Genomic DNA, 12,512 nt, shown 5'->3' with positions numbered 1-12,512 from the left:
GGTGGGGGTGCGCGGTGCGGAGCGCGGAGGCCTAAGTTCGCTTTCGGAACAAAGTCTCCCAGCCCCGGTATTCCGACGTGAAAACGGGACGTGAAAAGCCCGCGTCGACCGGACGGCCGGTGTGGCCGCCCGCCCGGACGCGGGCTCTTCCCTGCGGGGCGCGGGCGCGCCGGCCGCTCTCAGACCTTCACGGTGGCCGCCACCGGCCGGTGGTCGCTGCCGGTCGCCGGCAGCACCCACGCCTTGACCGGGTCGATCCCCTTCACCAGGATCTGGTCGATCCGGGCCATCGGGAAGCTCGCCGGCCAGCTGAAGCCGAGGCCGTCGCCCGCCGCGCCCTGGGCGGAGCGCAGCTGCGAGGTCAGCGGGGCCAGCGAGCGGTCGTTCATGGTGCCGTTGAGGTCGCCGAGGAGCATGACCTGCTGCACCGGGTCGGCGGAGATCGCCTCGCCGAGGGCGCGGGCGCTGCCGTCGCGCTGGTTGGCGGTGAAGCCCTTGTCGACGTTGACCCGTACCGACGGCATGTGGGCGACGTAGACCGCGATCTGCCGGCCGTCGGGGGCGGTGATGGTGGCGCGCAGCGCCCGGACCCAGCCGATCTTGATGTCGACCGGCCGGACGTCGGTCAGCGGGCGCTTGCTCCACAGCCCGACGGTGCCCTGCACGGTGTGGTACGGGTACGTCTCGGCCAGGCCCTTGCGGTACGAGGGCAGTGCGCTGCCGGTCAGCTCCTCCAGGGCGACCACGTCGGCGCCGGACGCCACGATGTCGCGGGCGGTGCCCGCCGGGTCGGGGTTGCCCGCGTCGACGTTGTGGGTGAGCACGGTGAGGTTGCCGCCGGTGCCGGACTTGTCGGTGAGCTGCCCGCCGAAGAGGCCGACCCAGGCGACGACCGGCAGCAGCAGCGCCACCAGCGCGGTCGCCGAGCGGCGCAGCAGGGCGCAGACCAGCAGCAGCAGGACGCCCAGCCCCAGCCACGGCAGGAAGGTCTCCAGCAGACTGCCGAAGTTCCCCACGGTGTTGGGGATCCGGGCATGCAGCACCATCGCCAGCCCGAGGAGGACCGCGAGCACCGCGAGGACGATGCCGCGCCGCCACATCCCTTCGCGGCGCCACCAGTTCCGCAGGCGCCCGGACCGGGCACCGGCCCGCTCGGACCCCTGACCCTGCCCCGGCTCCGTCATGTACGCCTGCGCCATACCGCTGTCCTCACTGCCTGCCGCGCTGCTCCGGTGCGCCTCACCTGTGATCATCGACCCTAGGTGATGGCCGTGAAACGCTTTCTTAGATCCGCGTTCCGCCTGACCCGTCTTTGCGTTCCCGCAGGAGAGGACGGCATGCCCGCGGCCCGGGGTTCCGGTCCGGCGGTTCGTGACAGCGGCTGTGACAGAACGGGCATGGTCCGGTCATACGGAGTCCGGCGCGGGTCGTCGCGCCGTCATGCCGGGTCGGCGCCGGGCGCGTCCGGCCGCGGCCGGACGCCCTCCAGCACCGTGTCGACGATGTCCTCGGCGAGCCCCTCGGGGAGCTGCTTCCACTCGTGGAGGAGGGCGCGCGCCAGCATCGGGCCGACGAAGAGGTCGGCGAGGGTCTCCAGGTCCCGGTCGGCGCGGATCTCGCCGGTGGCCACCCCGCGCCGGAGCACCGCGACCAGCGCCTCGTGCCGGGCCCGGACAACCGTCTCGTGGTACTCCGCCCACAGTTCGGGCTGGGTCCGGACGTGGCTGACGACGGTGCGCAGCATGGCCGAACTGCGCTTGGCCAGACCCCGGCGGCGCAGGAACTCCAGCAGCCGCACCAGGTCGTCGCGGACCGAGCCACCTTCCAGCGGCGGGCAGGGCGCCTCCAGCGACCGCATCACGTCGAGCAGCAGCGCGCTCTTGCCGGACCAGCGGCGGTACAGCGTGGCCTTGCCCACGCCGGCCTCGCGGGCGATCCGCTCCATGGACAGCTCGGCTATCGGGACGCCGTCCTCGATCAGGTGGAGCACCGCCTCGACGATGGCGGAGTCGGCCGCCGCGCTGCGCGGACGGCCCCGGCGCCGGGGGACCGCCCCGCCCGTGCGCGCTCCGGCCGTCCGCCCGCGGTCTTCCGCCACCCGGCTCATCGTGCTGCGCCCGCCTTCCGTCCGCCCCTCGGCTCCGCCGCATGCGGGGCCGGGCCCATTTTGCCCGGCAGGAACGCCGCGACCACCACGGCCCCGACCATCGAGACGACCGCCGAGCCCAGCGCCGTGACGTGCATGGCGTGCAGGAAGGCGTCGTCGGCCTTGGCGGTCAGCGCGCGGGCGGCGAGCGGGCGGAGCCGGGCGGCGAGGCCGAGAGTGGCCTCGATGGACTCGCCGGCCGCGGTCCGCACCGGGCCGGGCACGCCGGGCAGCGCGTTGAGGGTGCCCTGGATGCCGTCGCGGTAGCTGGTGGAGAGCAGCGAGCCCAGGACGGCGACGCCGAGGGTGCCGCCGACCTGCCGGAAGATGTTGTTGAGCGCCGAGCCGGAACCGGCCTTCTCGCGCGGCAGCGACTGCATGATCGCGACGGTGACCGGCGGCATGATGTGCGCCATCCCGGTGCCCTGGAGGAAGAACAGCACCTCCAGCACCCAGATCGGGGTGTCGGTGCGCAGCAGCAGCATCCCGGCCATCGTGACGGCCACCACCAGCATGCCGACGGTACAGACCGCGCGGGCCCCGAAGCGGTCCACCGCGAGCCGGGCCCGGGGCGCGAAGATCAGCTGGGCGGCGGCCAGCGGCAGGATCAGCACCCCGGACTCCAGCGGGGTGTAGCCGCGCACGCTCTGGACGTAGAAGACGATGAAGAACGTGACGCCCATCAGCGCGAAGAAGACCAGCGCGATGGCGGCGACGGCGGCCGAGAAGGCGGGTTTGCGGAAGTAGCCGATGTCGATGGACGGGTGGTCGCTGCGCTTCTGGTGGACCACGAAACCGGCCAGCACCGCCAGGCCGCCGAGGACCGTGACCAGCACCTCGGGGTCGGAGAAGTCGGCAAGCTGGCCGCCCTTGATGATCCCGTAGACCAGCAGGACCAGGCCGACCACGGAGAGCAGCACACCGACCGGGTCCAGCTTCCCGGGGGCGGGGTCCCTGGAGTCGGGCACCAGGATCACCATCGTGACCAGCGCGAACAGCACGATCGGGACGTTGATCAGGAAGACCGAACCCCACCAGTAGTGGTCCAGCAGCAGCCCGCCGGCGATCGGGCCGACGGCGATGGCCAACCCCACGCCGCCGGCCCACACGCCGATCGCCCTGGGCTGCTCGTCGCGTTCGAAGACGTTCATCAGGATGGCGAGGGTGGCCGGCATGACGAAGGCGCCGCCCAGGCCCATCAGGGCGCGGAAGGCGATGAGCTGGGCGGGCGAGGCGGAGGCCGCGGCGAGCACCGAGCCGGTGCCGAAGACCGCCAGGCCGAAGAGGAGGACCTTCTTCCGGCCGAGCCGGTCGCCGAGCAGGCCCGAGGTGAACAGCAGCCCGGCGAAGACCAGCGTGTAGGAGTTGATCGCCCACTCCAGCTCGCTCTGGGTGGCGCCGATGCCGATGGGGGACGGGGTCGCGATGGTCTTCATCGCCACGTTGAGGATGGAGTTGTCCAGCACCACGATCAGCAGGCTGAGCATCAGGACGGAGAGGATCACCCAGCGACGGCGGTGGATGTGCGCCGGGATGCGCGGGGCGGCGGGAGCGCCGGATGCGCCCGGTGGGGGCGGTGAGGTGGCCATGGCGCCACCATACGCTCATTGCGATACGGAACCGTTCCGTATTGATGGAGCGCCGGGCCGATTCCCTCCACCGCCCCCTTCTGTGTTTCTCCCACCACCCCATCCGTGTCTCTCCCACCGCCCCCGGATTCCTCCCACCCACCCGGATTCCTCCCACCACCCGCCCGCGTTTCTCCCACCACCCCGCCCGGATTCCTCCCACCGCCCCCGCCCCCTTTTGCTCCCCGGGCACGCCGTGCCAGCATGGATGGGAGTCCGGGGACACCGTCAGGGTGCTTCGAGATGAAGAAACAGGAGCCGTCACCATGACGCAGCTTTCGCCTGCCCAGAAGCCGGCCGCGGGGGCCACCGAGGAGCCCACCGCCAAGCCCGCCAAGGAGAACACCAAGACCCTCTACGGGGGCACCGGTTCGCGCCGGGTCACGGTCCGCGACATCGCCGCCGCCAAGGGGCGCGGCGAGAAGTGGCCGATGCTCACCGCCTACGACGCGATGACCGCCTCGGTCTTCGACGAGTCCGGGATCCCGGTCCTCCTCGTCGGCGACTCGATGGGCAACTGCCACCTCGGCTACGAGTCCACCGTGCCGGTCACGATGGACGAGATCACCATCCTGTCCGCCGCGGTCGTACGCGGCACCAAGCGCGCCCTGGTCGTCGCCGACCTGCCGTTCGGCGCGTACCAGGAAGGGCCGGTCCAGGCACTGCGGAACGCCACCCGGCTGGTCAAGGAGGCCGGGGTGGGCGCCGTCAAGCTGGAGGGCGGTGAGCGCTCGGCGCACCAGGTGGAGCTGCTGGTCTCGTCCGGCATCCCGGTGATGGCGCACGTCGGGCTGACCCCGCAGTCGGTCCACGCCTACGGCGGCTACCCGGTCCAGGGCCGCGGCGAGGAGGCCGCCCAGCAGCTGCTGCGGGACGCCAAGGCGGTGCAGGATGCCGGGGCGTTCTCGGTCGTCCTGGAGGCCGTACCGGCCGAACTGGCCGCCGAGGTGACCCGCTCACTGCACATCCCGACCGTCGGCATCGGCGCGGGCCTGGACTGCGACGCCCAGGTGCTGGTGTGGACCGACATGGCGGGTCTCAACGCCGGCCGGGTGCCGCGGTTCGTCAAGCAGTACCTGCAGATGCGGGAGCTGCTGGGCGGCGCGGCCAAGGCGTTCGCCGAGGACGTGGTCGGCGGGGCCTTCCCCGCCGAGGAGCACACCTTCCACTGAGCCCGGGCCGACGGGCCGCCGACCACCGGTCCTCCCGGGCTGTCGGCGGCCTGTCGGTGCGTTGTCGGTGGCGGCTGGCACCTTTCCAGGCATGACGCGACAGACGATAACCACCAAGGGCGGCAACGCCGTGGAGGTGCGCGGCCTGGTCAAGCACTTCGGCGACGTGAAGGCCGTCGACGGGGTGGACCTGGACGTGCGGGAGGGCACCGTGCTCGGTGTCCTCGGCCCCAACGGCGCGGGCAAGACCACCCTCGTCCGCTGCCTGTCCACCCTCCTGGTGCCGGACGCCGGCCGCGCCGTGGTCGCCGGCTGCGACGTGGTGCGCCAGCCCCGCGCGCTGCGCCGCAGGATCGGCCTGACCGGCCAGTACGCCTCGGTCGACGAGAAGCTCTCCGGCTGGGAGAACCTCTATCTGATCGGGCGGCTGCTGGACCTCTCCCGCAAGGACGCCCGGACCCGCGCCGACGAGCTGCTGGAACGGTTCTCGCTGACCGAGGCCGCCAAGCGGCCGGCCGGGAAGTACTCCGGCGGCATGCGGCGCCGGCTCGACCTGGCCGCCTCGATGATCGGCCGCCCGGCGGTCCTCTATCTGGACGAACCGACCACCGGACTCGATCCGCGCACCCGCAACGAGGTGTGGGCGGAGGTCCAGCGGATGGTCCGCGAGGGCGCCACGGTCCTGCTGACCACCCAGTACATGGAGGAGGCCGAGCAGCTCGCCGACGAGCTGGCGGTCATCGACCGCGGCCGGGTGATCGCCGAGGGCCGGGTCGAGGAGCTGAAGGCCAAGGTCGGCGGGCGGACCCTGCAGGTCCGGCCGGCCGACCCGGGCGAGCTGGACCGGATGGTGGGCGCCCTCGCCCAGGCCGGGCTGGACGGCCTCGGCGGCGCCACCGCCGACCACGAGGGGGGCGTGGTCAACGTGCCCATCGTCAGCGACGAGCAGCTGACCGCGGTGGTCGGGATGCTGGGTGCCCGGGGCTTCTCGCTGGCCGGGATCAGCACCCACCTGCCCAGCCTGGACGAGGTGTTCCTGGCCATCACCGGCCAGAAGAGCTCCGGGACGGACGGCCAGGAGGCCGTTCCGGTCCCGCACGACGACACGCACGACGAGCAGTACGCGGAGGTGGGGGCATGAGTGCCGCGACGATCACGGCACCGGTCGGGAAGGCCGGCAACGACGAGGGCCGGATCGGCATCCGGGCCAACCTGCGGCACATCGGCGCGCTGGTGCGGCGGAATCTCGTGCAGATCAAGCACGACCCGGAGACGCTGTTCGACGCGGTGCTGATGCCGGTCATCTTCATCCTGCTGTTCGTCTACGTCTTCGGCGGCGCCATCGCCGGCAAGGGCAACCAGCAGGAGTACGTGCAGTACCTGGTCCCCGGCATGATGGCGATGATGGGCATGAACATCGCCATGGCGGTCGGCACCGGCGTCAACGAGGACTTCCGCAAGGGCGTGATGGACCGCTTCCGGACGATGCCCATCGCCCGGTCCTCGGTCCTGATCGCCAAGATCGTGGTCGAGATCGGCCGGATGCTGCTCGCCACCGCGATCCTGCTCGGGATGGGCTTCCTGCTGGGCCTCGAAATCCGCGGCTCCCTGGCGGAGTTCGCCGCCGCGGTGGTGCTGTCCACGGTGTTCGGCGCCGCCCTGATGTGGATCTTCATCCTGCTGGGGCTCAGCGTGAAGACCCCGCAGGCCGTGCAGGGCATGGCGATGCTGGTCCTGATGCCGCTCCAGTTCGGCTCGTCGATCTTCGCGCCGACGAAGCAGATGCCCGGCTGGCTGGAGGCGTTCACCAAGGTCAACCCGCTCTCCAACCTCGCCGACGCGGCCCGCGCACTGCTCAACGGCCATGGCCCGGTGGCCCATCCGACGCTGGTCACGCTGGGCTGGGCGGTGGCCATCACGGTGATCACCATGTCGCTCGCGGTCCGGAAGTTCCGCACCAAGACCTGACGCACCGCCCCGCGGGGGCTTGCCCGCGGGGCGGCCCGGTGGCCCGGCTCGCGTCAGAGGAGGGCGGCGGCCTCGTCCAGCGACAGGCCGCCGCCCTCGTCGTGGGCGGCGGCGTAGTCGGAAGCGTCCAGCAGGGCCCGGGCGGCCGCTTCGGTGCGCTCCCGGTCCGTGCGGACGGCCAGCGGCACCATGTGCGGGCTGGTCCGCAGCGCGTCGTAGGCACCGATCAGCCGGGCCGCGTCCCGGGCCCCGGCCGCGCCGCGGACCGCCAGCAGCACCCGGGCGCCGGTCAGCAGCTGCACCACCGGCAGGTCCGGCGCGACCAACTGCGCCAACGGGTCCCGGACGAGCTCCACGGCCCGCCGGACCCTCGGGAGGAGCTCCGCCCCGTGCTCCCCCTCGTCCACGTCCAGCGAGACCAGCGAGGCTTCCAGCAGCCCCAGGAAGACGTCCGAGCCCTCCACGGTGAGCCCGTCGTGGATCGCGAGGAGTTCCCGGCGGGCCTCGCGGGTGCGCCCGTCCATCGCCAGCAGCATGGCCAGCGTCATCCGGGCGAACCACACCGCGTCCCGGCCGCTGTTGCGTTCCTCCGCCTCGGCCAGCACCTCCGTCAGCATCCGCTCGCCGTCCGCCGGTCGACCGTCCTCGATCATCACGGCGGCCAGCCGGGCCCGCAGCACCAGCGTCTGGCTGTGCGCGCCCAGCTCCTCCGCGTGCACCATCGCCGCCTGGTAGTCGCGTACCGCGGTGTCGTAGTCGCCGCTCTTCTCGGCGGACTCGCCGCGCCCGGCCAGCGCCTCGGCCGCGCCCCAGGCGTCGCCCAGCCGGACGAAGATCCGCAGCGCCTCGTCGGCGTCCTCGATCGCCTGGGCCAGCTCGCCGGGGCGGTCGTTGAGGATCTTGGAGCGCAGCTGGAGGAGGTACGCCAGCTCCCAGTCGTAGCCGAAGCCGCGGCAGGCCGCGACGGCCTGGTCGACGGTGGCGACCAGGTCCTGCCACTGTCCGGTCATCAGCACCGCGAAGTACCACAGCATGCCGGGCACCTTGCAGGTCTGCGGCATACCGCCCCGGTAGGCGGCGATGATCCCGGACAGCTCCTCCTGCATCTTCGGGTCGCGCAGCGACTCCAGGTTGCTGTCGATGCTGGAGAGCGCCACCAACCGGACCTCGCGGCGGGCCTCCATGAGCTGCTCGGGGGGCATCGGCGGGGGTGCGTCGATGGGCCGCTCGTAGAGGTCGGGGGCGGGTTCGACGGGCGGGGCGAAGGGGTTGGGGCCCAGTTCGGCGGCGGCCGCCGCCCAGGTGCAGGAGTCGCCGCGGTGATCGCGCAGCGACCAGAACCACTGGAGGGAGAGCACCAGGCACAGGGCCTCCTGCTCGTCGCCGGCGGCGATGGCCCGGCGCAGCGCGGTGCGCAGGTTGTCGTGCTCCAGCTCCAGCCGGTGGATCACGGCACGCTGCCGGGGGCCGCGCAGCAACGGGTCGCCGGTGCGGGCCAGTTCACGGAAGGCGACCAGGTGGCGGCGCTCGACGTCGGCCCGCTCCCCGGCCTCGTCCAGCCGCTCCCCGGCGTATTCGGCCACCGTCTCCAGCAGCCGGTAGCGCATCTGCCCCCCGGTGCCCGCCGCCCCGTCGGCGGGCCAGGCGCCGTCCTGCCCGCCGTCCCAGGCGGCCACCACCAGCGACTTGTCGATCAGCGAGCCGAGCAGCCCGGCGACCTCGTAGACGGGGACGTCGGCGCCCGCGCAGACCTCCTCGGCGGCGGCCAGGTCGCAGCCTCCGGCGAAGACCGACAGCCGCCGCAGCACCGCCCGTTCGGGCTCGTCGGTGAGGTCCCAGGACCAGTCCACCACCGCGCGCAGGGTCTGCTGGCGGGGCAGGAGCGTGCGGCTGCCGCTGGTCAGCAGCCGGAAGCGGTCGTCGAGCCGGTCCGCGAGCTGACGAGGCGTCATCATGCGCAGGCGGGCGGCGGCGAGTTCGATCGCCAGCGGCAGGCCGTCCAGCCGGCGGCAGATCTCCGCGCAGGCCGCGGCGGTCTCCTCGTCGGCGTCGACGCGGAAGCCGGGGCGGGCAGCGGCCCCCCGGTCGGCGAGCAGCCGCAGCGCGACCGGGTCGGGCAGCGGCTCCACCGGCCGCACCACCTCGCCCGGTACGGCCAGCGGCTCCCGGCTGGTGGCCAGCACGGTCACGCCCGGACAGGCGATCAGCAGCCGCTCGGCGAGCTCCGCGGCGGCGCCGATCACATGCTCGCAGTTGTCCAGCACCAGCAGCATCCGACGGCCGGCGCAGTGCTCGGCGAGCCGGGCGTGCGGGTCCCCGGCGGTGGGGTCGGAGGCGGCCCGCAGCCCCTCTGCGGTGGTGCCGCGGACGACGGTCTCGCGGGCCCCGAGCGCGGTCAGCACCGCCTCCGGCACGGTCCGCGGATCGTCCACCGGCGCCAGCTCGGCCAGCCAGACGCCGTGCGGCCAGGCGTCCGGCAGCGCGGCCGCGGCGGTCTCGGCGCCCTCCTGGGAGAGCCGGGTCTTGCCGGCGCCGCCCGGACCCAGCAGCGTCACCAGCCGGTGCCCGGCCAGGTCGGCGCGGAGCGCGGCCAGGTCGTGCTCCCGGCCGACGAAGGAGGTGAGGCGGGCGCGGAGGTTGCCGGGCCGGGCAGCCGGCGGCACCGCGGGGGCGGCCGGGGCGGCACTCGCCGGGCGGGCCGTATCGATCGGGCCGGTCGCCGCTGCCGGCACCGGGCCCCCCGGGGCCGCGGGCGCCGTCGCGAGGTCCGGCTGGAGCAGCGCGACGTGCAGGGCGCGCAGCTCCGGGCCGGGGTCGGCGCCCAGGCGGTCGGCGAGGCCGGAGCGTATCTCCTCGTACGCGGCGAGCGCCTCGGCGGTCCGGCCCACGTCGCGCAGGGCGCGCAGCCGCAGCACCTGCAGGGGCTCGTCCAGAGGGTGGTCCTGGCAGAGCGCGGTCAGGGCGGGCAGCGCCTGGGCGGCCCGGCCCAGGGCCAGGTCGGCGGCGAGGCGGGTGCGCCGGGCGTCCAGCCGGCGGCTCTCGGCGCGGGCCGCCTCCACGGCCGCGTCGGGCAGGTCGGCGAGGGCCGGGCCGCGCCACAGGGCCAGCGCCTCGTCGAGCAGGGTGGCGGCGCGGCCCGGGTCGGCGGCGTCCAGCGCCCGGCCGCCCTCCGCCGTCAGCCGCTCGAAGCGGTGCAGGTCGACCGCGTCCGGCTCGGCGCACAGCAGGTAGCCGCCGTCGACGGAGGCGATCGCCGCGCGGCCCAGGGCCCGGCGCAGCCGGCCGACCAGCGCCTGGAGGGCGCCGGGTGCGTCGGCCGGCGGGTCCATGCCCCACACGTCGGCGATCAGGGCGTCGGCGGGCAGCGCCCGGCCGGGGCGCAGCGCGAACGCGGCGAGCAGGGCCCGCAGCCGGGCGCCGCCGAGGACGACGGGGGTACCGTCGGCGCGGCCGGCCTGGGTGGTGCCGAGGATTCCGTAGCGCACCGGGCCATTGTCGGTCACCGGCGGAACTCCCCGCGTACCGAGCGACGTTTCCGGGAGCAGGGCGCACCCGGCACGGTCCGCGCCCGGCAGGTGCGCCCGCCGCCGCGCGGAGGGCGTGCGCCGCCGACCGCGGCGCGGATACGGTCGGGGCGGCCCGCCCGTGGCCCGTGCCCCGGATCCCCGCCCGCGACCCACCCCCTGGGAGCCCCGTACCGATGACCACCGCAATCCCGCGCGCCGACCACCGCGTCAGTCCGGTCTTCCTCGCGCTCGTCGCCGTCCTGGCGGTCTCCGCCTGGGCCGTCTGGAGCGGGACGCTCGCGGCCAGTACCGGCTTCGCGGTCTTCCTGTTCGTGACCGCCGGCTGGGTGGTGTCGCTGTGCCTGCACGAGTACGCGCACGCCCGCACCGCCCTGCACGGCGGCGACATCACGGTGGGCGCGAAGGGCTACCTCACTCTGAACCCGCTGGTCTACTCCCACGCACTGCTGAGCATCGTGCTGCCGGTGCTCTTCGTGATCATGGGCGGGATCGGGCTGCCGGGCGGGGCGGTGTTCATCGAGCGCGGCCGGATCCGGGGGCGCTGGCGGCACAGCCTGATCTCGGCGGCCGGGCCGCTGACCAACATCGCGTTCGCCGCCGTGGTCAGCGCGCCGTTCTGGCTGCACGCCCTGGACGGGGTCCCGGACGCCTTCCGCTACGCACTGGCGTTCCTGGCGCTGCTCCAGGTCACCGCGGCGATCCTGAACTTCCTCCCGGTGCCCGGACTGGACGGCTACGGCGTGCTCGAACCGTGGCTGTCGGACCGGGTGCGGCGGCAGGTCGCGCCGATCGCGCCGTTCGGGATGCTGGCGGTCTTCGGGCTGCTGTGGGTGCCGGAGATCAACCAGGTCTTCTTCGACCTGGTGCACACGGTCCTGCGGGGGCTGGGCGTGTCGGCCTGGGACACCTACTGGGGCCAGGAGTTCTTCCGCTTCTGGCAGGGCGAGCCGCAGGTGCCGCAGATCGGCGGGGCCGCGTAGCCGGGCCGGGCCGAGCGGGCCGGGCGGGTCAGCCGGCGGCCTCGGCCCGGCGGGCCTGCTCCAGCTTCGCCTTGCGGAGGTAGAACCACGCCATGTTGCTGGAGACACCGGCCAGCAGGACCCACACGATGCCGACGAAGCTGCCCTCGACGAAGGAGACGACCGCCGCGGCGACGGCGAGCACGCACACGGCGAGGGCGAGGACGGCGAGGCGCCGGTCCGGTCCGGGCGGGGGCAGGGAGGGCATGGGGTCGGCTCCTGTCGGTTCGTGCGGTCCGTTCCAGTGTCCCCCATGGCCCGCGGCGCCCCCGCCGCCCCCTCCCCCGCTCCGGTGTGTCCGGCTCAGACGTCGGTGACCCGGAGCCCGGCGTGCGCCTTGTAGCGGCGGTTGACCGAGATCAGGTTGGCGACCAGCGACTCGACCTGGTGGGCGTTGCGCAGCCGGCCGGCGAAGACGCCGCGCATCCCGGGGATGCGGGCGGCCAGCGCCTGCACCAGGTCGGTGTCGGCGCGGCGCTCGCCGAGCACCATCACGTCGGTGTCGATCTCGGCGACCTCCGGGTCCTGGAGCAGGACGGCGGAGAGGTGGTGGAAGGCGGCGGTGACCCGGGAGTCCGGCAGCAGCGCGGCGGCCTGCTCGGCGGCGCTGCCCTCCTCCGGCTTGAGCGCGTAGGCGCCCTTCTTGTCGAAGCCGAGCGGGTTGACGCAGTCGATCACCAGCTTCCCGGCCAGCTCCTCGCGGAGCGCCTGGAGGGTCTTGGCGTGGCCCTCCCAGGGCACCGCGACGATCACCACGTCGCTGCGCCGGGCGCAGTCGGCGTTGGCGGCGCCCTCGACGCCGAGGCCGCCCAGCTGGGGGTCCTCGACGGCGGCCTGCGCCCGCTCGGCGGCGCGGGAGCCGATGATCACCTTGTGGCCGGCCTTGGCGAACCGGTAGGCCAGGCCGCGGCCCTGGTCACCGGTGCCGCCGAGGACGCCGATCACCAGGCCGGACACGTCGGGCAGGTCCCAGGGGTCGCGGGCGGCCGGCTTGGCGCCGGTGTCGGACGAGGTCGCGGGCGGGGTCGCAGCAGCGTCGGAAGTAGTCATGA

Annotated in this window: 10 protein-coding genes; 4 read left to right on the top strand and 6 right to left on the bottom strand. The window is 73.9% G+C overall.

The features are described from left to right. Nucleotides 1-179: 179 nt before the first annotated feature. The 3 genes from CG747_RS11270 to CG747_RS11260 all read right to left on the bottom strand — a co-directional run bounded on the left by CG747_RS11270 (nt 180) and on the right by CG747_RS11260 (nt 3,735). A complete protein-coding gene (locus CG747_RS11270) occupies nt 180-1,100 on the bottom strand; it encodes an endonuclease/exonuclease/phosphatase family protein (RefSeq protein ID WP_374701761.1) in 921 nt (306 codons plus the stop codon). A gap of 338 nt (nt 1,101-1,438) precedes the next feature. Continuing rightward, nucleotides 1,439-2,107 carry a TetR/AcrR family transcriptional regulator gene (locus tag CG747_RS11265; RefSeq protein WP_100601526.1) on the bottom strand — a complete coding sequence of 223 codons (669 nt, stop codon included), beginning with the start codon at nt 2,105-2,107 and terminating at the stop codon, nt 1,439-1,441. Beyond that, the gene (locus CG747_RS11260; protein WP_100601525.1) at nt 2,104-3,735 is read right to left on the bottom strand and encodes an MFS transporter; all 1,632 of its coding nucleotides are present in this window, start codon (nt 3,733-3,735) and stop codon (nt 2,104-2,106) included. Before CG747_RS11260 ends, CG747_RS11265 begins: the two co-directional genes overlap by 4 nt. Nucleotides 3,736-4,040: 305 nt before the next feature. Here CG747_RS11260 and panB point away from each other — a divergent pair, with 305 nt between their 5' ends. From panB to CG747_RS11240, 3 genes are all read left to right on the top strand, one after another. Further along, nucleotides 4,041-4,946 (top strand): 3-methyl-2-oxobutanoate hydroxymethyltransferase, encoded by a 906-nt coding sequence (gene panB, locus CG747_RS11250; protein WP_100601524.1) that lies wholly within the window; start codon nt 4,041-4,043, stop codon nt 4,944-4,946. Between the two features lie 91 nt (nt 4,947-5,037). Then, nucleotides 5,038-6,087, top strand: coding sequence for an ATP-binding cassette domain-containing protein (locus CG747_RS11245; protein WP_100601523.1), 1,050 nt, complete (start codon nt 5,038-5,040; stop codon nt 6,085-6,087). Next, nucleotides 6,084-6,914: an ABC transporter permease gene (locus tag CG747_RS11240; protein WP_100601522.1), complete on the top strand. Its 831-nt coding sequence runs from the start codon at nt 6,084-6,086 to the stop codon at nt 6,912-6,914. Before CG747_RS11245 ends, CG747_RS11240 begins: the two co-directional genes overlap by 4 nt. Before the next feature lie 53 nt (nt 6,915-6,967). Here the strand turns inward: CG747_RS11240 and CG747_RS11235 are convergent, their stop codons facing one another. Next, nucleotides 6,968-10,399: a BTAD domain-containing putative transcriptional regulator gene (locus tag CG747_RS11235; RefSeq protein WP_100601603.1), complete on the bottom strand. Its 3,432-nt coding sequence runs from the start codon at nt 10,397-10,399 to the stop codon at nt 6,968-6,970. A gap of 215 nt (nt 10,400-10,614) precedes the next feature. Between CG747_RS11235 and CG747_RS11230 the strand changes: the two genes are divergently transcribed. Beyond that, a complete protein-coding gene (locus CG747_RS11230; protein ID WP_100601521.1) occupies nt 10,615-11,421 on the top strand; it encodes a site-2 protease family protein in 807 nt (268 codons plus the stop codon). 28 nt (nt 11,422-11,449) lie between these two features. On the opposite strand, the gene CG747_RS11225 is transcribed toward CG747_RS11230, so the two are convergent. Together CG747_RS11225 and npdG are read right to left on the bottom strand one after the other, a co-directional pair. Further along, nucleotides 11,450-11,668: a hypothetical protein gene (locus CG747_RS11225; RefSeq protein ID WP_100601520.1), complete on the bottom strand. Its 219-nt coding sequence runs from the start codon at nt 11,666-11,668 to the stop codon at nt 11,450-11,452. A gap of 95 nt (nt 11,669-11,763) precedes the next feature. Further along, complete coding sequence (npdG, locus tag CG747_RS11220) at nt 11,764-12,510, bottom strand: NADPH-dependent F420 reductase (protein WP_180985481.1); 747 nt, start codon at nt 12,508-12,510, stop codon at nt 11,764-11,766. Between the last annotated feature and the right edge of the window lie 2 nt (nt 12,511-12,512).

The organism is Streptomyces sp. CB02959, from assembly GCF_002803155.1.
In the GTDB taxonomy this organism is placed as follows: Bacteria; Actinomycetota; Actinomycetes; order Streptomycetales; family Streptomycetaceae; genus Streptomyces.
This window is presented reverse-complemented; position numbering and strand designations above follow the sequence as displayed.

Coding starts and splice junctions, on each gene's coding strand:
- CG747_RS11270 (WP_374701761.1), bottom strand. CDS start 1,100: ATGTGGCGGCGCGGCATCGTCCTCGCGGTGCTCGCGGTCCTCCTCGGG.
- CG747_RS11265 (WP_100601526.1), bottom strand. CDS start 2,107: ATGAGCCGGGTGGCGGAAGACCGCGGGCGGACGGCCGGAGCGCGCACG.
- CG747_RS11260 (WP_100601525.1), bottom strand. CDS start 3,735: ATGGCCACCTCACCGCCCCCACCGGGCGCATCCGGCGCTCCCGCCGCC.
- panB (WP_100601524.1), top strand. CDS start 4,041: ATGACGCAGCTTTCGCCTGCCCAGAAGCCGGCCGCGGGGGCCACCGAG.
- CG747_RS11245 (WP_100601523.1), top strand. CDS start 5,038: ATGACGCGACAGACGATAACCACCAAGGGCGGCAACGCCGTGGAGGTG.
- CG747_RS11240 (WP_100601522.1), top strand. CDS start 6,084: ATGAGTGCCGCGACGATCACGGCACCGGTCGGGAAGGCCGGCAACGAC.
- CG747_RS11230 (WP_100601521.1), top strand. CDS start 10,615: ATGACCACCGCAATCCCGCGCGCCGACCACCGCGTCAGTCCGGTCTTC.
- CG747_RS11225 (WP_100601520.1), bottom strand. CDS start 11,668: ATGCCCTCCCTGCCCCCGCCCGGACCGGACCGGCGCCTCGCCGTCCTC.
- npdG (WP_180985481.1), bottom strand. CDS start 12,510: ATGACTACTTCCGACGCTGCTGCGACCCCGCCCGCGACCTCGTCCGAC.